Origin of the sequence: Rhodococcus opacus B4, assembly GCF_000010805.1 — a bacterium.
Lineage (GTDB): Bacteria > Actinomycetota > Actinomycetes > Mycobacteriales > Mycobacteriaceae > Rhodococcus_F > Rhodococcus_F opacus_C.
The window spans coordinates 2813543-2835896 of sequence record NC_012522.1; the positions used below are offsets into that span (position 1 = coordinate 2813543).

Here is a 22354-nt window from a genome sequence, read left to right on the forward strand (position 1 = left end):
GCAGTTTTCGTTGTAGCGCAGCATCTTCACGCTTCGGGAATCTGTACGACCAGTCGCCCGACCACCGTTCGGTCCCCGAGTTCGCGAACCGCTTTCGGGACAGCGTCGAAGTCGACCGTGTCCACCAGCGGGGACACCAGTCCGCGCGAATGGAAATCGCACAGCGCATCGTGTACTTCGCGGACGTAGACCGGATCGTCCCGGAAGGGACGGGTGCGGAATCCGACCACCGAATAGTTCTTCAGCAAAGCATGATTGACCGAGAACTGGGGAATGGTGCCGCCGGCGAAGCCGACCACGAGGAGCCTGCCCTCGACGGCGATGCACCGGCGGGATCGGTCGAACACGTCTCCACCCACCGAGTCGTAGATCACGTCGGCACCCCGTCCGCCGGTCAGGGTCTTCACGGCAGCGACGAAATCTTCCTCCCGGTGGTCGATGACCTCGTCCGCGCCGAGCCTGCGGCACACCTCGGCCTTGGCGCGGCCGCCCGCGACGGCGATCACCCGCGCCCCGACCGCCTTACCCAACTGCACAGCGGCGCTGCCGATCCCACCCGACGCTCCGTGGACCAGCAACGTCTCGCCGCTGCGCAGCCCGGCTCGACGGAACAGCGCCATGTACGAAGTCTGGTAGGCGACGAAGAATGCCGCTGCCTGCTCGAGCGGCATCCCGTCCGGCGCCGGGAGTATCCGATCCACCGGAACCACGAGCCGGTCGGCCAGCGTGCCGCCGACGGTCGCCCCGGCCGTGACGATCACGCGGTCGCCCACGTCGACACCGTCCACATCCGGACCGATCTCGACGACGGTACCCGCCGCTTCACCACCGATGGTGAAGGGCAACTCCGGTTTGTCGTGGTAATCGCCGCGGCACAGCAACAGGTCGGGAAATCCCAACGCGGCAGCACTGACCCGAACCGCGACCTCACCGGGCGCGGGCACCCGGTCGGGTGACTCGACGAGTTCGAGGGCGTCCTCGGGTTGCCCCAGCCGGGTGATCTGCCATGCACGCATCTGTACTCCTGTGACGACGGAAGTGGTGAGATAGTCCACCAATTCAAGAGGAGTCGACCGAGTACTGTCCAAGACGCCTTGTCGTACGCTGGAATAGGCCGCGACGATGGGACCCTGGAGATTCCGCCCGGAGAGCCGAGCGATCAGAGCAGCGGTGGAATCACGGCCTCGATGAGGTGCGGTCCCGGCGCGGCGAGCGCGGCAGCGAATTGCTCCGCCAATTCCCCTGCGGTGGTGGCACGCGAGGCCGGAACGCCGAGACCTTCGGCGATCTTGACGTAGTCCATGTTCGGAGCAGACAGATCGAGCATCGAATTCGCGGCGGCGCCTGCGCCTTCCGCTCCGACCCGTTCCAGCTCCATCCGCAGGATGGCGTACGCGCGATTGTTCAGCAGGACCGTGGTGACGTCGAGTTGCTCGCGTGCCTGCGTCCACAATGCGCTGATCGTGTACATCGCGCTTCCGTCGGCCTGCAGATCGACCACCGGACGGTGCGGTGCCGCGACCGCGGCACCGGTGGCCACGGGGATTCCCTGCCCGATCGCGCCGCCGGTCAGCATCAGCACGTCGTGTCGTGGTGCACCGGACAGTGCCGCCGCGAGGCCGACACCGGAGGTGTTCGATTCATCCGAGATGATCGCGTGGTCCGGGAGCAGCGCGCCGATCACGTCAGCCCAGTTCCGGACGGTCAGCGGACCACTCGGCAGCGGCGGGCGAAGCGGCGGACACACGGTCGGCTCCACTCCCGGCGCAACCACATCGGCAACCGCCTCCAGCGCAGCCGTCACGTCGTCCCCGATCTCCGCGAGGGTCGTGACCGCGACACCGTCAGGTACCAGGTCACCCGCCCGGCCCGGATATGCGAAGAACGAGACCGGGGACACGGCGCCGGCCAGGATCAGGCGGGCAGCGCCCTGGAGTTGCAATGTGGCCTGCTCGGCGAGGTATCCCAGCCTGTCGAACGCCGGCAGTCCGGCCCCTCGCTCGAGTCGGGCCGGGAACGTCTCGACCAAGATCTGCGCGCCTGTTGCATCCGCGATCCTGGCGGCGGCCCGTAGCCCACGCGCGCGGCACGCCTCGCCACCGAGCAGAATCGTGGTGTGCCCGTCCGCACCGACGTCCGCCGCTACTGCGCGCACCGTCTCGGGCGCGACAGTCGAACGCGCAACAGGCGTCCCCGGCGGGGCCGGTACACCACCCTCTCCCCACGACACGTCGGCGGGCAGGATCAGCGTCGCACAACGCCCCGGTGAATCCATCGACGCGGCAACGGCATCTGCCGCGTCCTTGCCCGCAGATGCGGTGTCGACCACCCGGCGCGACCAGCCTTCGAGCCAGCCTGCGAGTGCGTCGATGTCGGATTCGAGGGGAGCGTCGAGCCGATGGTGGTACGTGGCGTGGTCGCCGACGACGTTCACCACGGGCGTGTGTGCGCGCCGCGCGTTGTGCAGGTTCGCCAGCCCGTTGGCCATGCCGGGCCCGAGGTGCAGCAGCGTCGCCGCGGGCTTGCCCGCGATGCGCGCATAACCGTCCGCGGCGCCCGTCACGGCGCCTTCGAATAGCCCCAGGATGCCGCGCATCGCGGGAACCGAATCGAGTGCGGCCACGAAATGCATCTCGGAGGTGCCCGGGTTGCCGAAACACACCTCCACGCCGGAGTCGACGAGGGTGCGGATCACCGACTGTGCACCATTCACTTTCTGGCCACCTTTCGTCGACGCCAACCACCCTCGTCGGCATTCACTTTCGCAAAAATCCGGCGAAAGCCGCCTGCGCTTCCTCGGATTGCCGCCGCCTCCCGAAGTGTACGGCTTCGACGTCCAAAGTTTCGAGCACCGCATCACGGATCGGACGACGCAGCAGCATCTTCGTCACCTCCACCGATTCGGCGGGGGCCGCGGCGAGTCGGGACGCCCTCTCGAGCGCGACCTCGAGGGCGTCGCCGTCCGGAACGACACGGTTGATCAGCCCCGCTTCCGCCGCGTCGTCGGCGTCGAACTGGTCGCCCAGCATCAGCAACTCGGTAGCACGTTTCAGTCCCGCCACCTGCGGAAGCAGGTAGCTCGACCCGCCCTCGGGGCACAGTCCCAACGGAACGAAGGGGACCCGGAAGCGGGTGGCCCGGCCGGCGAAGGCGAAATCGCAGTGCAGCAGCATCGTCGTCCCGATGCCGATCGCGAATCCCTCGACCGCGGCGATGATCGGCTTCCGCGCGCACACCAGTGCGCGGAGCAGTACCATTCCCGCGCCGGCTCCCTCGGTCCGGTACTCCTGGAAGTTCGCGATGTCGTTTCCACTCGTGAAGACGCCAGCGGCCCCGGTGACGACCGATACGCGCACCTCGGGGTCCTCGTCGGCATCGGCGATTGCTGTCGCGAGCGCCTCGTAGTCGGCGGCATCGAGCGCATTGCGGCGTTGCGGGCGGTCCATCGTCAGCAACCGGACACCCTCGTGAACGGTCTCGATTCGAATAGTCATGTGTACCTTCGTGTCGTGCGGCACGGGGGCCGGCTCTGGTGTGGGGTGGTGGAGTGCGCCGGTGTAGTACTCACACGTTCAGGCGGTCGTGCGCGAGAATCGCTTGTTTCATGGCGATTCCACCGCCGTCGGGGTAGGACGCCATCTTCTCCGCGAGTTCCGTCGCCCTGGCGAGAACCTTCTCGTCCGGCTCCATGGCGTATGCGAATCCGCGGTGCAATAGGTCGGGGCCGTACTGACGCTCACACGCCAACGTCAGATGCAGGGCCTGGTTCACGTCGTACTTCGCAAGCAACCATCGCACGTTGTTCGGAGCCGCGACACCCATCTCCGCCTCACCGACCAGGAGGAAGGACTTCTCCCCCACCACCAGCACGTCGCAGGCCAGCGCGATCGCCGCAGCCCCGTTGACCGCGGCCCTTTCCAGTGCCCCGACCAGAGGCTTCCCGAATGCCGCCAGGCGGGCGTGAAGCTCGGCGATCGCCGCGGAGATCGCAGGCTCGCCCGGGCGGACCTCGGCGAGATCCAACCCGGAGCTGAAGCATCCGCCTGCGCCGTGCAGGAGCACCGCCGTGACCGTGTCGTCCTCCTGTGCGTTGCCGAGAGCACTCGCGAGCTGTGTCACCATCGGGATCGTCAGGGCATTCTTCCGCTCCGGCCGGTTCAATACGATGTCCATGCGCCCACTCTCGTGGCGTCGGACGAGTACGACGTCGTCATCACGGTTGGTCACAACGACCTCCTATCTCCTCCGCCAGGCAGACGGTGCCCTCCAATGGAGATGATGCGCTCATAGAATTCCTTCCAGGTCGGTGCCTGCTGCGCCGTCGGCCCAGGGCCTGTGGTCGTGTTCGATCATCGCCTCGCTGCTCGGCCGGGACAACGACGAAGGCACAATGCGTTCCTCAGGTAATCGTGGTGGCAGGTGACCAACCCGCACTGACGCTGCCGGGAGCAGCATGGCTCCTCCCGGCAGCGTCGTGCGAAGTGGCCCTCGATCACGGCCCGGCGAGGACGGCCTCCCTCTCCACACACAGACCGGCAAGGCGGCCCTGGATCAGATCTGCGGCCTCCGCGACGATCCGCTCGACCAGCTCGGTCACCGTGGGGATGTCGTGAATCAGGCCCTGCGACATGCCCGCCGACCAGATACCGGCCTCAGGGTCGCCGAGTTCGTACACCTTCCTGCCACGCGCACCGGCAACCAGATCGCGGACATCGTCGAACACCCCACCCTCGGCAAGCACGCTGACCACCTCCCGACTGACGGAATTGCTGGCGACGCGCGACGTGTTGCGCAGCTGCCGGAAGATCAACTCGGTGTCGAGTTCGGACCCGTCGACGATCTGCTGTTTGACCGTCTGGTGGATCGGCGACTCGGCCGTGCACATGAATCGCGTGCCCATGTTGACGCCCTCGGCGCCCAGTGCCAACGCTGCGGCCAGCCCGCGTCCGTCCGCGAATCCGCCGGAGGCGATGAACGGAGTCTTCAGTACCCGTGCCGCCGCGGGGATCAGGATGAGACCCGGAACGTCGTCCTCACCGGGATGTCCAGCGCATTCGAAGCCGTCGATGCTCAGCGCGTCGACGCCCAGCGCCTCCGCTTTCACCGCGTGCCGGACGCTGGTGCACTTGTGCAATACCTTCACGCCCGCGGCACGGAAGGCCGGCATGTGCGGCTCCGGGTTGTTCCCTGCCGTCTCGACGATCTTCACACCCGACTCGATGATCGCATCGCGATATTCGGCGTAGGGCGGCGGATTGATCGACGGCAGGGTGGTGAGGTTGACGCCGAACGGCTTGTCCGTCATCTCACGGCAGCGCGCGATCTCCACCGCCAGCGCGTCGGGGCTCGGCTGCGTCAACGCGGTGATGAACCCGAGAGCACCCGAATTCGCAACCGCAGCAACGAGCTCGGCCCGTCCGACCCACTGCATTCCGCCCTGCACGACGGGGTGCGTGATCCCGAACAGTTCGGTGAAACGTGTCTTCAGCATCATTTCTCCTACAGGCCCAGGGACTTGCTGACAATCGACTTGCACACCTCGGTGGTACCCGCGAAGATCCGGGTGACACGGGCATCTGCGTACATTCTCGCGATCGGATACTCCATCATGAAGCCGTAGCCGCCGTGCAACTGCAGGCAGCGGTCGATCACTCGGGCCTGCAATTCGGTGGTGTACACCTTGACCTTCGCCGCGTCCGCGGCGGTGAGCGTACCCTCGTCGAGCTCCTCGAGCGCGCGGTCCACCATCGTGCGCCCGGCCTCGATCTCGATTGCGCACGAGGCCAATTCGAACTTGGTGTTCTGGAAGCTGCTGATCGTCGTACCGAAGGCCTTTCGTTCCTTGACGTATTCGACGGTCATCGCCAGCGCCGCCTCGGCGCTGGCCTGCGCGTTGATCGCGGTGGCCAACCGTTCCTGCGGGAGGTTGAACCCCAGGTAGCCGAACGCCGCGCCCTCTACACCGAGCAGGTTCGTCACCGGAACCCGAACGTCGGTGAACGACAATTCTGCCGTGTCCTGCGCTTTCAGACCGAGCTTCTTCAGATTGCGGCCGCGCTCGAAGCCCGGCATTCCGTCCTCGACGACCAACAGGGACAGCCCCTCCCGACGGTCCTCGCCCTTGCTGGTGCGTGCGACCACCACGACGAGATCGCAGTTGATACCACCGGTGATGAATGTCTTGGCGCCGTTGAGAACATAGACGTCGCCGTCACGCACCGCAGTGGTCGCCATACCCGCCAGGTCCGAACCGGTACCGGGCTCGGTCATCGCAATGGACCCGACGATGTGACCGGATACTATTCCCGGGAACCACCGCTGACGCTGTTCCTCGGTCGCATACTCCAGGAAGTACGGGAGCAGAACGTTCGTGTGCAGCATCAGTCCACCGAGGCTCGCGCCGGAGCGAACGAGTTCCTCCGTGACAACCGCGTTGAACTTGAAACTCTCGATGCCTCCGCCACCGTACTCTTCGGGTATCTGCAGGCCGGTGATGCCGATCTCGCCGGCCCGGTGGAACACCGTCTTGTCCACGACACCGGCCTCGGCCCACGCCTCGTAGTGGGGTTCGACGTCCCGGGCCAGGAACTCACGGACGACCTTGCGGAAGGTCTCGTGGTCCTCGTTGAACACTGTTCGCTTCATATCGAAATATCCTTCTGTTCGGTAAATCGTTCAGAGCAGTTCGAGGATCGTGGCGTTGGCCATCCCGCCGCCCTCACACATCGTCTGCAACCCATATCGAATCCCGTTGTCCCGCATGTGGTGCACGAGCCGCGTCATGAGCACTGCACCGGAACCGCCGAGCGGATGACCGACCGCGATCGCGCCGCCCAGGGGATTCACCAGTGCCGGATCGGCTCCGGTCTCGGCGAGCCAGGCCAGTGGGACCGAGGCGAACGCCTCGTTGACCTCGAACGCGCCGATGTCGGAGATCGAGAGACCGGAACGCTCGAGCGCCTTCGCGGTCGCCGGGATGGGCCCGGTCAGCATGATCACCGGATCGTCGCCGGCCGTCACGGCGGTGTGGATCCTGGCGATCGGTGTCAGACCGAGGTGGCGGGCCTTCTCACTAGTGGTCACCAGCAGCGCGCCCGCACCGTCGGAGATCTGTGAGGCGTTACCGGCGTGAATGACACCGTCTTCCCGGAAGGACGTCTTCAGCCCGGCGAGCGTGTCGACGCTGGTCCCGCGCCGAATGCCCTCGTCCGTGTCCAGCACGCCGGGCAGCGACGCGATCTGGGCGGTCAACGCACCCGAATCGACGGCGGAAGCTGCCTTCTCGTGGGAGCGGACGGCAAATTCGTCGAGTTGGCGGCGGGAGAAGGCCCACTTCTCGGCGATCATCTCCGCTCCGACGCCCTGATTGAACGTCTCGACACCGAAGCGGTCCAGCACGGTGCGTCCGAACGGTTGCCCGGATTGCCGACTCGAGCCCATCGGCACACGCGACATCGACTCGACGCCGCCTGCCACCGCCACGTCGTACTGGCCGGCAATGACCCCGGCGGCCGCGAAGTGCAGTGCCTGCTGGCTCGACCCGCACTGCCTATCCACGGTCGTCGCCGGCACCGACGTCGGCCAGCCCGCGGCGAGCACGCCGCTGCGGCCGATGTTGTTCGCCTGATCCCCGACCTGGCCCACACAACCCCAGACGACGTCGTCGACCACGGCCGGATCGATACCGGTCCGTTCGGCCAGCGCCTTCAGCACATGCGCCGACAGGTCCGCCGGGTGAATCTCCGCCAAGGATCCGTTGCGTCTGCCGACCGGAGTTCGTACCGCATCGACGATGACTGCATCCCGCATTTGTGGCTCCTTCGCGCCTCGGTTCACTTCACACTCAAATCAATCAGCGCGCGGCATCGCGCACAAAGACGCGAATGCGAACGGTGCGATTGGATGGGGCTATGGGTACTCCCACGGCCTGTCACAGGGCCGCGGACGGACACGTCAGACTGTGGCTGCCCGGACGGCATCCGGTTGCGCGACGATCCCGGCCTCGATCAGCGCGTCGATCTCGGCACTGTCCACGCCGGCGTCCCTCAGCACGGAACCGGAATGCTCGCCCAGTTCCGGCGCGGGATCCGGCACCGAGGGCGGCAGCCCTTCGATGCGATACGGCAGGCCAACGTATTTCCCGCCGCCGTCGGCGCGGACATCCGTGCGGAAGATGCCACTCGCGTGAACGTCGCCGGATTCGAGAACCTGCTCGTACCCGCGGACTGCACCCACGACGATGCCGTTGTCCGACAGCCAGTTCACGCAGTTCTCGGTGCTCATCGCGGACAGTGCGCCGGAGAGAATCTGCAGCAGCGCCGAACGGTTCCGGACCCGGGACGGATTCGTGTCGAAGCGTGGATCGGTGAGCAGATCGGTGCGGTCGATGAGGCGACAGAGGATGCCCCAGTGCTCATCCGTGTACGCGGACAGCACGATGTGCCCGTCGACCGTTCGGATCACGTCGGCCGCCGGTGCGACCGTCGGCTGGCCGTTGCCCCTCCGCCTCGGTTCGCGACCGGTGCCGAAGTATTCTTCCCAGTTGGCTGCCTGAAGGTGAATCGCCACCTCCAGCAGCGAGATGTCGATCTCGGCGCCTTCCCCGGTGCGTTCGCGACGGAACAACGCGGCCAGAATGGCCTGGGCCAGCGAACTTGCCGTCGAGGCATCCACGACGGGCAGCCCCACCCGAAGGGGATCGCCGTCCGCTTCGCCGGTCACCGACATTATCCCGCTTTCCGCCTGAGCCGCGATGTCCAGTCCCGCCCGATTGCGGGACGGGCCATGCATGCCGAACCCGGTGACCGACGCATAGATCGCCCGCGGGTTCACTTCGCGCACCGCCTCCGGCCCGAGACCCAGCCGCTCCATCGCACCCGGTCGCATGTTCTGGACCACCACGTCGGCATCTGCCACCAACTGCAGCGCAAGTTTCCGCCCGCGTTCGTCGCGCAGGTCGATGGCGAGGGACCTCTTGCCTCGGTTGTACGCGCGGATCATCGCATCACCGAACGCCCCGATCCGGCGGGCTTGGTCGCCGTGCAGCGGTTCGACTTTGACGACCTCGGCACCCAGTTCGGCGAGCACGGCTGTCGCAGCCGGTGCGGCGATGTACTGACCGAAGTCGATCACCTTGATGCCCTCGAGGGGGTGCCCTCCCTGGGTCGCGTGCCGCGTCGGGCGGATCTCCATGCTGCGTGTCTCCTCACTACGGACTGCCGCGGTCCCGGGTGGAATCCGCTCCTCCTGATCGTCCTGGGTGGATGCTCACCGTGGAAGGTTCCATTTGCGATGGCAGCAATAGGTTCGGCCGATCCGTTGGCCACTCTGTGACCGCGGGGCGACGACAGGTCCATGATGGTTGTCGCCGCACCGGGGATCAATCGGTCGAATCGGCTCTCACCCAGCGCGCGTGGATTTCGTCGTCGGCGAGCAGTGCTGCCTCGAGGAGCGGGGCGCCGGCTTGCCGATGCTCGGCGATCAGCCGGTTCCACCGAGCCAGGTCTGCGTGACTTTGTATGACGAAGCTCTTCGCGGCCGGGTTCAGGGCACCGGGACGGTGCACGATGCCGAACGGAGTACGTATCGCCGGCCTGGTTTCCGAGACGTGGGCGCCCAGGCGGTGTGCGGCCGTGGCCATCCGCAACGGGAGGAACGCGCTGGCCGCACCGTTGAGGACCAGCGTCATCTGCGCGTGCCGGTTCGGTACCCGGGCGCTGATCCGGGGAACCACGGATTCGCGGCGCAGTGCGGTTGCGACGATGTCGTTCTCCCGCAGCGCCGAACTGCTCGTCACCAGCGGGACCTGCTCGAGACGCGCCAGGTCGAACGGTGCCGTCGCGTTGCCCGAACCCGTTCCCGGCGGCCGCACCAGCAGCAGTCGCTGGACACCGAGTTGGACCGTCTCGAGATTGTCGGTCGGCACCGGGAAGGTCGTGAATCCCAGTTCGCACTGACCGGCGAGCACCTCGTCGCACAAATCCGCGGTACTCGCGTACTCCGACAAATCGATGCGGATGTCGGGATGAAGACGGGTGAACGATCCGCTCCACGCGGCCACGGCCTCGCTGGACATCTCGGGCATCGTTCCGATGGTGATCGACCCGACCTGGAGCTCGCGGGCGCCGCGCATGATGTCTTGCGCCGCCAGAAGGTCGTCGAGGACCTTGCGGGCAGGCTCGAGCAGCAGTTGCCCGGCCGGATTGAGGACCAGGTTGCGGCCCGTCCGGTGGAACAGGGTCAACTTCAGTTCCCGTTCGAGCTGACGGATGCCTTGCGACAGCGATGCCTGCGCCACGTGGAGATGACTGGCCGCACGGTTCACTCCGCCATGCTCGACGACGGCGAGAAAGTATTCGAGTTGGCGGATGTCCATGGTCCCATCATTCCCCGCCGGGAAGTCAGACTCGATACGAGTTGGGAAGCGTGCCCGTTTCGCTGACCTGCCGGATCATCGCCTTTGCGAGGTTTCGCTGGTGCACGGGCGACGATCCCTCGTAGATGCGCAGGGCTCGCACGTCACGCCACATCCGGGGAACCGGGTGCGGGCCGACGATGCCCTCGCCGCCGAGCAGTTGGACACAGCGGTCGGCTACCCGGCTCGCCATCTCGGAGTTGTACAGCTTGGCCGCGGCGATGCGGTGCCGGGGGATCTCGCCGCCGTCGAAGGACCGGGCGCTGTCGATGGCGAGGGCGCGCCCAGCCTCGAGTTCCGCGAAGCTTTCACCGAGCGTCGCCTGCACCGCGCCGAGTTCGGCCAGCGGGGCACCGAACTGCTTGCGGCCGTTGACGTGTGCAGTCGTCTCTTCGAGCATCCGGGTCGCCTGCCCGACGCAGGTCGCGGCGACGTGCAGGCGCGCATGGTTGATGCCGCGCAGCGCCATCGTCAGGCCCTGGCCCTCGACGCCGCCGAGCAGATTTTCCGCGGGCACCTCCACGTCGTCGAAGTAGATTTCTCCGACCGGTGCCTCCGCGTGCCCGTTCATGATCGTAGGCAAGACCGTACGCACACCGGGCGACGCCGCGTCCACGATGAGCGCCGAGACCCCACCCGCGCCCGGGTCCGACGCGTCGGTGCGAGCGAAGACGAGGAACGCGTCTGCCCAGGCCGCATTCGTGATGTACCGCTTGCTCCCGTTCAGCACGAAGACGTCACCGCGTCGCTCGGCCGTGGTCCTCAGATGGGCGGCGTCCGATCCGGCGTGTTCCTCGGTGAGCGCGAACGCGGTGACCAGTTCGCCCGCCGCCATGGCCGGCAGCATCCGCCGGCGCTGCTCCTCGGTGCCGTGGTCCAGGATCGCCTGCGAGCACAGGCCGATCACCGTCGAAAAGCGCGACCGGTAGACGCAGGATGCGCGCGTGAACTCGAACGTGAGCTGCACCTGCTGCTCCATCGTCCACTCCAGGCCCCCGTAGGCGCGCGGGATCGAGATGCCGAAGAGTCCGAGCGCCGCCATGCGTTCGACGAGGCGAGTGGGGACCTCACCGGCCTCGACCATCTCGATCTCCGTCGGGACGAGTTCGTTCGTGGTGAACTCGGCAATCGTCTTCAGGTAGGTCGGGAAGTCGTAGTCGAAGATGTCCGGGTCGATCATGAGGAAGCCCCTTCCAGGGTGAGTGTCGTGTGGCGTGCGGCGACGACGCGGCTGTCGACCAGTGCGGCGATCTCGCCGTCCGTGAAGTCGAGGTCGCGCAGCACCGAGACGGTGTCCTGCCCGGCCTCGGGCGCGGAGGTGGAGGCGGTACGGCGGCGGCCGTCGAGGCTGAACGCCAGGCCGGGGCTGGTGTACGAGCCGCCGTCGGGACCGGTTACGTCGACGAGGATCTCGGAGGCCCGGACGTCCTCGTCCTCGGCAATCTCGTCGAAGGAACGGATCGCGCCGCACACGATGTGCGCGGACTGCAACAGGCCGACGGCCTCGTGTCGGGTCAGGCTTCCCAGCGCCTCGGCGAGAGCGACCAGCATCTCGGCCCGGTGCGCCACCCGCGCGGGATTGTCGACGAACCGTGGGTCGTCGATCAGGTCAGGTCTGTTCACGAGATGGCAGAGTGCGGACCATTTTTCGGCCGTGTAGGCGGAGAGCACGATCATTCCGTCGGTCACCCGGATGACATCCGCCGCAGGGGCGGCGTGCGCCTGGCCGTTGCCCTTGCGCCGGGGTGCGCGACCGGTGAGGGTGTACTCGCCCCAGGTAGCGGCCTGCATCGACAGCACGGCCTCCATCAGTGAGGTCTCCACGTGCGCGCCCCGGCCGGTCGACTTCCGCTCGTAGAGCGCCGCGAGAATCCCGGCCGCGAGTGCATTGGCTGCGGTGACGTCCGCGGCCGGCAACCCGAGACGCTGTGGCTCGCCGTCGATCTCGCCTGTCACGTGCATCAAGCCGAACTCCGCTTGCGCGGCAATGTCGAGTCCCGGGCGGTGCCGGGACGGCCCGCGGGATCCGAATCCGGTCACGTTGGCGTAGATCAGGCGCGGATACCGGCTCCGCAGTTCGTCGGGGCCGAGTCCGAGTCGGTCGGCGGAACCGGTGCGGAAGTTCTGCACCAGCACGTCGGTCTTCGCCAGCATCCGATCCAGAATCGCTTTCCCCTCGGGCCGCGCGAGATCGAGCCCGATGCTGCGCTTGTCCCGGTTGTAGGCCCGCACCATCGCCTCGCCGAATGTTCCGATACCGCGGGCCTGATCGCCGCCGAGGCTTTCGACCTTGATCACGTCCGCACCGAGATCCGCGAGGGTCTGCGCGGCGCTGGGACCGGCGATGTACTGGCCGAAGTCGAGGACCCGAATGCCCGAGAGCGGTCCACCCATCGCACTCACCGCCCTTCCCTGCGTGCATACTCGGCCGTCAGGTTCACCAGTTGGGATCGGGCCCTCTCCGGGTTGAGCATCACGCCACCGACGATGCCGAGGACACCCACCACGGCGCCGACGAACATGAAGCCGGTCGAATACCCCGCCGCGGCTGTCGCCGCACGTTCGACGATGAGCCCGAGCGCATAGGGTGCGACGATGCCCGCGACGCTGTATGCAGCGATGATGCAACCGAAGAATGCCACCCGCTGATGTGCGGGGAGAAAGTCCGACGCACCGGCGAAGGCAACGGAGAAGGCCACGCTGTTGACCGCGAACGCGCTGATCACGAACACCAGCTGCAGCGGCCCGGGATCGAGTTGGCTGAAGATGATCATCGACAGGCCGCCGCACAGGAGAAGCGCGCCCGTGAGGTAGCCCCGGGCCACCCGCGACGAGCGGCCCGCGCGCAGCATCCGGCCCGACAGCATGCCCGCGCTCAGCAGGACGACGACGGCGGCGACGTACGGAATCGTCACGAGCGTTCCCACCGTGCTCGCGGAGTATCCGAGCCCCTCGTTCATGTACGCGGGCAGCCAGGAGACCTTGAGCGAGGAGATCAGGTACCCGGCAAACGACAGCAACACCAGACCCCAGAAGCTTCGCAGCATCAGCAGACGGTGGAAGGGCACCACGATGTCACCGTTGGGGTCGGCAGCGGCCTGCGCGTCGTCGCCGACGCCCGGCTCGGGCCTGCGGAACGGCAACCGGTCCGCATACCAGAGCCAACCGATCACCCACGCCACACCGGTCACGACGAGAACGACGAAGGCGGCGTGCCACGACCACGTCAGGATCACCCACGTCAGGGTAGGCGCGGCGATCAGTGGGCCGACCGAGGAACCGGCGTTGACGACGGCTCCGGCGATCGCCCGCTTGTCCGGTGCGAAGCGCTCGGCGACGATCGACTGACAAAGCGCATGAGCCGGTCCTTCGAAGAACCCCAACGTAATTCGGCATGCGACGAGCACTCCGAACGAGGTCGGAATCGTCAGCGGCGCCATGCTCGCGACCCACGTCACCATCAACAGGGCAGCGCCCCAGGTATACGAGATCTTCCGCAGGACCGCCGACAGCGTGACCGCACCGATGGCGAAGAGCCAGAAGAAGGCACTGCTGAGAAGCCCGTACTGGCCGGCCGAAATGCCGAGACTCTCACGAATCGGTTTGCTGGCCAAGCCCACTGCCGCCTTGTCGGCGAAATTCAGGGTGAAGAAGAGGAACAGGAACAGGACGATGCCCCAGGAGCGCCGATCGACAGCGCCCCTGGGGCGTCGCCCGAGCTCGTGTTCGCGGGACTGCGTAGTCACCATGACGACCTCCGGGAATGTCTCGGCTGATTGAGGGGCACCACCAGTAGTGATTGGAACCACAGGTGCATGCCTCCATCAGATCGGCCCACCCGGTGCCGATCAACCGGCAGAACGCGGTCGGACCGTACGGATCTGCCTATATCCGCAGGTCACGCTCGCGAGCCTGCCGGTGGCATTTCGTCGGCGACGGAGGTTCACTCGCTGTCGAGAAGTTCGGCCAGCGCCGCCAGAGCCGGAAGGGCGGCGCCGATCGCCGTGCGGTGCTCCACATCGAGGCGCTCGAACGCAGCGGAGATGCGCCGCTCGTTCGCTCGCATCCACGCATCCAGGCGTTCGCGACCGGCGTCGGTCAGTTCCACTCGCACCGCCCGGCGGTCACTCGGATCGGGTACGCGCACAACCAGACCGGTCTCGACCATCTGCTGCACCAGAGTGCTGACCGTGTTGGTGGCCATGCGATGCTTGCGTGCCAATTCGACGATCCGCAGGCCGGACTCGCCGGAGAGTCGCTGAAGGAACTCGACCTGAGCCATCGGCAACGACTCCCAGGCGAACTCCTCTCGGACACTCGACCGCAACGCCCGCCGCAGCCGGGTGATGACAGCGGTCAGAGCCCATCCCTCCCCGCTCCCTGCCGCTCCGGTGGAGCGAGGAATTTCTCGACTGTCGTCCATCCGCTAACCTACTTCTGTATCAGAACTATCAGGTGTCAGAATCATTATCTCATCGACACAGGGAACCCTCATGAACAGTGACGTAGACCTTCCCCGGCGGCGACCGGTCGCCGTCTACGCCGTGGGCGAGGAACCGGATGTCCGCTTCTCGCTGGCCAACGAACGCACCGCGCTCGCATGGGTGCGGACGGCCTTGGCGCTGGTCGCCGGCGGCGTCACCCTGACCAGCCTGGCCTCGGTGACCGACGCCGACCTGGTGGTCCACCTGGTCGCGATCATCGCGTGCTGCACCGGCGGCATTCTGGCCGGGGTCGCGCTGTGGTCGTGGCGGCGCAACGAGCGCGCGCTGCGACTCCAGAAGCCTCTCCCCGCGCCGGTCCCCCTTGCCTGGCTGGCGGGGGGACTGATCCTGCTGTCGACGGGTTTGGCCGCGTTCGCGGTCGTCGCCGCCCTCAACTCGCGATGACGCACGACCCGGGACTCCAACCGCAGCGCACTGCCTTGGCGTGGCAACGCACGGGCCTGTCGGTACTGGTGGCGTCCGCGGCGATCGGATTTTCCGCGTACCGGCTCGGGGCACCGCTCCTCACGCTCGTCGCCCTGATCGACAGTGCGATCGTCGGCTACCTCGGCATCCGCCATTTCCCGAAGGGCGCCGCGCGGGAGAGCGCGAGCAACGACACCTGGCCCACGCTGCTGCGCACCGCGTCGGTCGTGGGATTCACCGCCGTTCTGGGGGCCGGGGTCTCCGTCGCCGGGATGCTGCACTCGTAGCCACGGTGAGGATCACGGCCGCGCCGCGACCACTTCATCCGCGTCGGGTGAGGCCACGGGCGGTCGGTGACCGCCAGGATCGGAAATAGCCGGCATGCAGGGCGGCTACCGACAGGAGTGGATCCGAGATGTTGATTCCGGAAACGCAACGTCGAACATCGGCTGAGCTCGATGACCGTTTCAACATGTTCACCGGTGATCGCGAAGCCAAACGGTCGGCGTTCTGGGTGATGTTGACCCTGTCGGCGCTCATCGCGGTGTCCGGCGTCGTCGCGGACTCCACCGCGACGGTCATCGGTGCCATGATCGTCGCGCCGCTCTCGACGCCGATCCTCGGTGTCGGGCTGGGAATCACGACCGGGCGGGCCTCCCTGATCGGGAGAAGTGTCCTCATGGTCACGCTCGGCGCGGTGCTCGTCGTCGTCCTCGGGGCCGTGGTCGTCCAGATCGTGCCCAATCCCACCGACGTGCTCACCAACTCGCAGGTGCTCGGGCGGACGTCACCGACGTTGATGGATCTGACGGCCGCGCTCGCGACGGGGCTGGTCGGCGCCATTGCGGCGGCACGCCGGGACGTCGGCGACGTATTGCCCGGCGTTGCCATCGCGATTTCCCTGGTCCCGCCGCTGGCGGTGGTCGGGGTCTGCCTGGGTTCCGGGGCACCGGCCCTCGCGGCGGGCGCGGCGGTGCTGTTCGCGTCGAACGTTCTGGCGATGATCATCACCGCCAGTGTCGTGTTCGTCGCCGCGGGATATGCGGCCGGGGCCGAGACGACGACGGGCAGCAACCGCGGCCGGGCGTACACGGTGCTCGCGGCAGCCCTGGTGGCCGTGGCCATCCCGATGGTGGTCAACTCACTGGCATCGCTATGGGCCGGGCAGATCGCGACAGCGGCGCAGCACTGGCTAGAGGACGTACCCGGAGCGCAAGTGACCGACGTGTCCTGGCAGGGCCATACCGCCTCCGTCGCCGTCCTCGGACCTGCCGAGCTGCCCCCGATCAGCACGCTCGAGGATTCCGTCGACGCGATCGTGCCCTGGCACCCCCGCCTCACGGTCGTCCACACCGTGGGCTCGCGGATCTCCGCCGAATAGTCGCATCCCGCGGCGAACCCGTTGCACCCCGTCACGTGACGCGACGATGATGGGGCGGTGATCATCGAACGCAGTTCCGTCGTCGGCGCGCCGATCGGGCAGGTGTGGGCGAGGGTCGTCGACCCGGAGGGGATCAACGACGAGATGCGGCCGTGGATGACGATGAGCATCCCGCGCGGTCAGGCGTCGGTCACGATCGACTCGGTCGCGGTCGGTGAACCGCTCGGGCGTGCGTGGCTGCGACTGTTCGGGCTGGTCCCGTTCGACTACGACGATCTGACCATCGCCGAACTCGAACCGGGCCTGCGGTTCCACGAGAAATCGACGATGCTCAGCATGCGCCGGTGGGAGCACGAACGCACGCTCAGGCCGTTCGACGACGGCAGCACCGGCGTCCACGACCGGATCACGTTCGAGCCGAGGCTCCCACTGGTGCCACTGACACCGGTGCTCGCCCGCGTCCTGGGCGCGTTCTTCGGGCACCGGCACCGGCGCCTGGCACGGCACTTCGGCTGACAGCCCCTCGCCCAATGTCGCACCGGTGCAGTTCGACTGAACCGGTGTGACATCGGGCGCGGCGAAAGTACTCGTCAACTCGCCGCATTCCAGTCTGCCGCCGCGGCGAGCAGTGCCCGGACGCCGGTCTCCAGGGTTGGATCGATGATCGGGGCGAACTGTGGCGAGTGGTTGGTCGGCACCCCTTCCGGCACTGCCAGGGACGTCGAGGCGGTGAGGTCCAGGTGAGCGAACGCCTCGGGGTCGGAACCGCCGAAATGCCAGAAAACGGAGGGACATCCGGCGGCGGTGCCGAACACACCGAAGTCCTCGCTACCGGCCAGTGGACGTGGCATCGGCAACACGCGGTCCGAACCGAAGGCGCCGGCCAGTGCCGCGACGACCCGTTCGGTGGCAGCCGCGTCGTTGACCGTTAACGGAAAGTCGTTGAGCGGGCTGAATTCCGGATCCTTCGGCGCCCCGGAAGCCGCTGCCTCGGCATTCACGACGCGGCGGATCGCGGGCAGCACCCGGTCACGGACATCCGGATCGAAGGTGCGAACGTTGACCTTCAGTTCCGCTTCGTCGGGAATGATGTTTTCCTTGTGGCCGCTGTGGAAGGAACCCACGGTGACCACCGCAGCATCACCCGCAGCAACCTCACGGGACACGACTGCCTGGAGCCGTCCCACCACGGCGGAGCCCATGACGATGGGATCGACGGTGTGCTCCGGTGCTGATCCGTGCCCTCCGCGGCCGAAGAGCCTGATCCGGAAACTGTCCGCGGCAGCCATCAATGTTCCAGGGCGGGTGACGATCACACCGGCCGGAAACGGTCCAACGTGCTGGCCCAGGCACACGTCCGGTCGGGGGAAGCGCTCGACGAAGCCGTCGTCGATCATCGCCCGAGCGCCCTGTGCGGTCTCCTCGCCGGGCTGGAAGACGACCACGAGAGTGCCGCGCCACAGGGAGCGGTCGGCGGCGTAGATCGCGGCGGCACCGAGAAGGCAGGTGACGTGCACGTCGTGACCGCATGCGTGCATGAGCGGCACGGTGACCCCGTCGGGATCGATCCCGGTGTCGGTCGAGGCGTAACCGAGGCCGGTGTCCTCGCGGACCGGCAGTCCGTCCATGTCGGCGCGCAGCAGCACCACGGGACCTTCACCGTTGGCGAGCACACCGACGACACCGGTACGGCCGACACCCTCGGTGACCTCCCAGCCCTGCGCGCGCAGCACCCTCGCGACGATGTCCGCGGTCCTGGCCTCCTGCATGGACAATTCGGGGTGTGCGTGCAGGTCTCGGTAGAGATCGGCGAGTTCGGGCAGCAGTGTCGCCAGTCCGATCTCGGCGGACGTACCGGGAGGGAGAACGACGGTCTGGGAAAACTGGGTCACGATGGTGTCCTTACGTTGTCGTGGCTCGATGGGTCCGCTCGGAACGGACGTCACCTGATCTCGGTGCTCGCGGTCGGTGCCGGATCCGGCTGCCGCTGCGGCCCGCGGCGGGAGAGGGCTGCACTGAAAGTGCCGGAACGCTGCGGAGTTCCCAGTGCGAAGGCTCCCGCGACGACCGCACCGACGACGAGGAAGGCGAACGCCGCGGTGTAGGAATAGCGATCGACCAATGCGCCCATCACCATCGGCGTGATGAACCCGGCCGCCTGACCGCCGAGGTTGATCATCCCCGAGCCGGTCCCGACCAGCGCTCCTGGCAGGGTACGCAGGGGTATCGCGAAGATCGGCATGTAGCACAGTGTGGCGGACGCGGTGGCCAGCGACAGGAGCGCGACGAACTCGGCCAGCGACGTCACCCGGTTCAGGAAGAGGATGCACACCGCGCAGACCGTCATCGCGGGGAAAACGATCAACCGATGCCGGCCGCCGAGACGGTCGATGAGCTTGCCTCCGGCGATGATCGCGCCGCCACCGACCAGGGCGGGGATCGCGGACAGCAGCCCCGAACCCGTGAGCGAGATGCCACGCACGGTCTGGAGATAGGAGGGGATCCAGGAATTCAGGCCCCACACGATGATGCCGTAGCCGAAGAACATCAGCGTGAACCGCCACATGACCCACGAAGCGAGAACGGTGCGTAATCCCCCCTGTGCGTCCGATCCATCCGGGCGGGGTGACGTGTCGGCCGATTGCGGCAACGCCGCGGGCAGCCACAATTGGATCGCGGCCCACACCAGAACTCCGAGTCCGGCCACCGCGAAGAACGACATTCGCCAGCCCCACAGGGCGATGATCGGCGCCGCGATGAGCGGGGCGAGCACCGCGCCGAAGGCGTTGGAACTCTGCGCCCAGCCGGTCGCGGTCATTCGCTGGTGCGGCACCGTGCGCTCGGCAACCGCCTTCATTGCCGCCGCGGGAAACACTCCCTGCCCCACTCCGAACACGAACCGGATCGCCAACAGCACGACGAACGCCCAGGCAGTCCCGGTCAGGGCAGTGAACAGGGACCAGATCAGCAGCGACCAGCAGACCACCCGCCGGGAACCGAATCGGTCGGCGAGCAGTCCGCCGGGGATCTGGCACAGTGCATAGGAGAGGAAGAACGCGGAAATGACCATGCCCTGCTCTGTGTGGCCGAGATCGAATTCCGCACCGATCGAGGGCAGCGCGAGGTTGATCGCGAGGCGGTCGATGTAGTCGACGACCCACGCGGCGAACAGAAGAATCACCGTGATCCGCGCGGCGCGGTCCAGTGAGGTCCGATCGGGGGTGCCGCGCTCGGGGGCGCGGCGCACGTCTGGTGGTTGTTTCACGGTTTCTCCCAGATGACAGGGTCGGTGAGCCACCGACGCACCGAAGTCGACGCCTCGACACAGGCTTCGCTGTGCCAGTTCCGGCAATGCTGGGACACCGCCTCCGACACGGTGCCCGCACTGGGTGAAGACTAGGAACCATGAGGGTCGACAGATCGAAAACGCAGGATTCCGTCATCACCTCGTCAGAGATGACAGAAACCGACAGCCGCGGCGAGCGCGAGGCACCCACGACGGGTGGGCGACCACCGTTCGACGAGCTGGATCTGGCCCTGATCGACGCCCTGCAGACCAGTCCACGGGCTGCCTGGTCCCAGATCGGCACGGCGTTGGGCATCGGGGCGACTACCGCGGCACGCCGCTGGCAGCGCCTGACGGAAAACGGCTTGTCCTGGGTCACCGCGTACCCGACGCCGTCGGACGACCACTGCGTCGCCTACGTGGAAGTTCGCTGCGCACCGGGCACGATCGAGCAGCTGATCGACCGGCTCGTCGCCGATCCGCGGGTCTTCAGTCTCGAGCAGGTGGCGGGCGACTTCGATCTGTTCCTCAGTGTCGCGATGCGCGGACCTGCTGAGCTCGCACGCTTCCTGAGCCACGACCTCGGCGCTCACGACGGGTTGCTGTCGGTGAACACCCGGGTGTCTCTGCGCGGGTACCGGGAGGGCAGCAGCTGGCGCGTGCGCGCATTGGACAGGGACCAACGCGCTCAGCTCGGCCCGCAGCCGGCCTGGACGCACGCGGATGCGTCCGCGAGTCCGGACCGCGTCCTGCTCCGGGCACTGGGTGGCGACGGCCGCCGCAGTTACGCCGAACTCGCCGCTGTTACCGGCATCGCCGAGCCGACTGCGCGGCGCCGGGTGCAGCGGATGATCCGCCAGGGCGAGATCCTCTTCCGTTGTGACTTCGCCCAGCAGCTCGCGGGCTGGCGGCTGATCGCCACCTACCGGATGAACGTACCGGCCGACCGCCTCGACGAGACTGCCCGCGAGCTTTCCGCCCTCCCCGACGTGCGCTTGTGTGCCGCGGTGACCGGCAACTGCAACCTCCTGGTTTCGGTGTGGTCACGTTCGGCCGAGGAGATCGCCCGGCTCGAGGGCCACTTCGGGGAGCGGATCCCGGGCGTGAGCATCACCGCACGCACCGTGACGCTGCGCACCGTCAAACGCATGGGGCAGCTACTCAATCCCGACGGCACCGCCACCGAGCACATTCCGCTGGAAATGTAGGAGAGGCGCTTCGGTTGGCTGTCGCGCCCAATGTCGCACCGGTGCAGTTCGACTGAACCACTGTGACATCGGGCGCAGCGACCGAGCGTGCACAGCGTCAGTGTGCCGTGTAACCACCGTCGACGACGAGTTCGGTGCCGGTGGTGAAGCCGGACTCATCCGAGGCGAGGTAGAGCACCCCGTACGCGATCTCGTCGGGTTCACCCTGCCGCGGGAGCGGGTTGCCCGAGACGAGTTGGCGGTAGTACTCCTCCGGCCCGAGCGCGCTGCCCTCCGCCGACCGCCGGCTCATCGCCGTGCGCATCGACCCGGGGTGGATCGAGTTGACCCGAATTCCGTCGGGCCCGTATGTGACGGCGTCCGACTTGCTCAGCAGTCGCACAGCACCTTTCGACGCGTGATACAGCGGGACGTTGGAGCCTCCGGTCAGCCCGTGGATCGACGAGAAGTTCACGATGCTGCCCTTCTTCCGCTCGATCATGTGCGGCACCACGTGTTTCGTCATCAGCCACACACCCTTGACGTTGACGTCGAAGATCTGGTCGAACTCGGCAACCGATGCCTCGTGCGACGGGGCGGGCCTGCCGATGATGCCCGCGCAGTTGACCAGAACGTCGGGGACGCCGAGGGTCTCGACGATCGCTGCGACGGCGTCGGCGACACTCGCCTCGACGGTGACGTCGACGGCGAGCGGCGTGATCGCCTTCGAATCCCACGGCGCATCCGGAAGTTTCAGGTCGAGCGCCGCGACCTTCGCCCCCTCCCTCGCGAGCATCCGGGCGGTCGCGCCGCCGAGGTCGCCGTTCGCCCCCGTGACGACGGCGACCTTCCCTGCCACTCGACCCGTCATGACTTACCTCCCACTGCTGCGACGGCCCACGGGCCGACAATCGGAATCCACTCGGTGATGTCGTACGACGCGACGTACCCGTGTTTTCGGAACGGATCACCCTCGACGACGTCGACGACGTCCTGCCGGTCCGCGGCGTCGTAGATCATGGCCGCGCCGGGGTCTTCTCCGGCCGCGAACGGTCCGGACCCGAGGATCAGTCCGCGATCCGCGGCCGCCGCCAGGTAGGTCTTGTGTTCGGGTCGGTGCGCGTCCCGGCCGGCCGGGTCGCCGGTGTAGGCGTAGCGGACGAGGTAGAACGGCAC

Annotated in this window: 22 protein-coding genes; 5 read left to right on the forward strand and 17 right to left on the reverse strand. The window is 67.2% G+C overall.

Going from position 1 to position 22354, the window contains the following annotated elements:
* Positions 1-26: 26 nt before the first annotated feature.
* From ROP_RS13005 to ROP_RS13065, 13 genes are all read right to left on the reverse strand, one after another.
* Positions 27-1016 carry an NADPH:quinone oxidoreductase family protein gene (locus tag ROP_RS13005; protein ID WP_043826510.1) on the reverse strand — a complete coding sequence of 330 codons (990 nt, stop codon included), beginning with the start codon at positions 1014-1016 and terminating at the stop codon, positions 27-29.
* 143 nt (positions 1017-1159) lie between these two features.
* On the reverse strand, positions 1160-2713 hold the full coding sequence (locus tag ROP_RS13010) for an acetolactate synthase large subunit (RefSeq protein WP_012689820.1): 1554 nt from the start codon (positions 2711-2713) through the stop codon (positions 1160-1162).
* Between the two features lie 43 nt (positions 2714-2756).
* Positions 2757-3494: an enoyl-CoA hydratase-related protein gene (locus tag ROP_RS13015; RefSeq protein ID WP_043824690.1), complete on the reverse strand. Its 738-nt coding sequence runs from the start codon at positions 3492-3494 to the stop codon at positions 2757-2759.
* Between the two features lie 70 nt (positions 3495-3564).
* Positions 3565-4173: an enoyl-CoA hydratase/isomerase family protein gene (locus ROP_RS13020; protein ID WP_231868900.1), complete on the reverse strand. Its 609-nt coding sequence runs from the start codon at positions 4171-4173 to the stop codon at positions 3565-3567.
* Positions 4174-4492: 319 nt separating this feature from the next.
* On the reverse strand, positions 4493-5494 hold the full coding sequence (locus ROP_RS13025; protein WP_012689823.1) for an NAD(P)H-dependent flavin oxidoreductase: 1002 nt from the start codon (positions 5492-5494) through the stop codon (positions 4493-4495).
* A gap of 5 nt (positions 5495-5499) precedes the next feature.
* Positions 5500-6645, reverse strand: a complete 1146-nt coding sequence (locus tag ROP_RS13030) for an acyl-CoA dehydrogenase family protein (RefSeq protein WP_012689824.1) — start codon at positions 6643-6645, stop codon at positions 5500-5502.
* A 30-nt stretch (positions 6646-6675) separates the two neighbouring features.
* A complete protein-coding gene (locus ROP_RS13035) occupies positions 6676-7809 on the reverse strand; it encodes a thiolase family protein (protein WP_012689825.1) in 1134 nt (377 codons plus the stop codon).
* Positions 7810-7953: 144 nt separating this feature from the next.
* On the reverse strand, positions 7954-9192 hold the full coding sequence (locus tag ROP_RS13040; RefSeq protein WP_012689826.1) for a CaiB/BaiF CoA transferase family protein: 1239 nt from the start codon (positions 9190-9192) through the stop codon (positions 7954-7956).
* A gap of 187 nt (positions 9193-9379) precedes the next feature.
* Positions 9380-10375: a LysR family transcriptional regulator gene (locus ROP_RS13045; protein WP_012689827.1), complete on the reverse strand. Its 996-nt coding sequence runs from the start codon at positions 10373-10375 to the stop codon at positions 9380-9382.
* 25 nt (positions 10376-10400) lie between these two features.
* Positions 10401-11594, reverse strand: coding sequence for an acyl-CoA dehydrogenase family protein (locus ROP_RS13050; protein ID WP_012689828.1), 1194 nt, complete (start codon positions 11592-11594; stop codon positions 10401-10403).
* The gene (locus ROP_RS13055; protein WP_012689829.1) at positions 11591-12817 is read right to left on the reverse strand and encodes a CaiB/BaiF CoA transferase family protein; all 1227 of its coding nucleotides are present in this window, start codon (positions 12815-12817) and stop codon (positions 11591-11593) included. The genes ROP_RS13050 and ROP_RS13055 overlap by 4 nt, the downstream gene beginning before the upstream one ends.
* Complete coding sequence (locus tag ROP_RS13060; protein WP_012689830.1) at positions 12814-14163, reverse strand: MFS transporter; 1350 nt, start codon at positions 14161-14163, stop codon at positions 12814-12816. The genes ROP_RS13055 and ROP_RS13060 overlap by 4 nt, the downstream gene beginning before the upstream one ends.
* 194 nt (positions 14164-14357) lie before the next feature.
* Positions 14358-14837, reverse strand: a complete 480-nt coding sequence (locus ROP_RS13065) for a MarR family winged helix-turn-helix transcriptional regulator (protein ID WP_080512466.1) — start codon at positions 14835-14837, stop codon at positions 14358-14360.
* A gap of 70 nt (positions 14838-14907) precedes the next feature.
* On the opposite strand from ROP_RS13065, the gene ROP_RS13070 reads away from it, so the two are divergent.
* The 4 genes from ROP_RS13070 (at position 14908) to ROP_RS13085 (ending at position 17221) form a co-directional block, all read left to right on the forward strand.
* The gene (locus tag ROP_RS13070; protein WP_012689832.1) at positions 14908-15303 is read left to right on the forward strand and encodes a YidH family protein; all 396 of its coding nucleotides are present in this window, start codon (positions 14908-14910) and stop codon (positions 15301-15303) included.
* Positions 15300-15611, forward strand: a complete 312-nt coding sequence (locus ROP_RS13075) for a DUF202 domain-containing protein (RefSeq protein ID WP_012689833.1) — start codon at positions 15300-15302, stop codon at positions 15609-15611. The genes ROP_RS13070 and ROP_RS13075 overlap by 4 nt, the downstream gene beginning before the upstream one ends.
* Before the next feature lie 185 nt (positions 15612-15796).
* Positions 15797-16705 (forward strand): DUF389 domain-containing protein, encoded by a 909-nt coding sequence (locus ROP_RS13080; protein ID WP_012689834.1) that lies wholly within the window; start codon positions 15797-15799, stop codon positions 16703-16705.
* A 57-nt stretch (positions 16706-16762) separates the two neighbouring features.
* Positions 16763-17221 carry a hypothetical protein gene (locus tag ROP_RS13085; protein WP_012689835.1) on the forward strand — a complete coding sequence of 153 codons (459 nt, stop codon included), beginning with the start codon at positions 16763-16765 and terminating at the stop codon, positions 17219-17221.
* A 74-nt stretch (positions 17222-17295) separates the two neighbouring features.
* Here ROP_RS13085 and ROP_RS13090 read toward each other — a convergent pair whose 3' ends face one another.
* Both ROP_RS13090 and ROP_RS13095 read right to left on the reverse strand, forming a co-directional pair.
* Positions 17296-18597, reverse strand: coding sequence for an amidohydrolase (locus tag ROP_RS13090; protein ID WP_012689836.1), 1302 nt, complete (start codon positions 18595-18597; stop codon positions 17296-17298).
* A gap of 50 nt (positions 18598-18647) precedes the next feature.
* A complete protein-coding gene (locus ROP_RS13095; protein WP_012689837.1) occupies positions 18648-19970 on the reverse strand; it encodes an MFS transporter in 1323 nt (440 codons plus the stop codon).
* A 191-nt stretch (positions 19971-20161) separates the two neighbouring features.
* Between ROP_RS13095 and ROP_RS13100 the strand changes: the two genes are divergently transcribed.
* On the forward strand, positions 20162-21199 hold the full coding sequence (locus tag ROP_RS13100; RefSeq protein WP_012689838.1) for an Lrp/AsnC family transcriptional regulator: 1038 nt from the start codon (positions 20162-20164) through the stop codon (positions 21197-21199).
* 97 nt (positions 21200-21296) lie between these two features.
* Here the strand turns inward: ROP_RS13100 and ROP_RS13105 are convergent, their stop codons facing one another.
* Both ROP_RS13105 and ROP_RS13110 read right to left on the reverse strand, forming a co-directional pair.
* Entirely contained in the window at positions 21297-22049 is a 753-nt protein-coding gene (locus tag ROP_RS13105; RefSeq protein WP_012689839.1) for an SDR family NAD(P)-dependent oxidoreductase, read from the reverse strand.
* Entirely contained in the window at positions 22046-22354 is a 309-nt protein-coding gene (locus tag ROP_RS13110) for a YciI family protein (RefSeq protein ID WP_012689840.1), read from the reverse strand. Before ROP_RS13110 ends, ROP_RS13105 begins: the two co-directional genes overlap by 4 nt.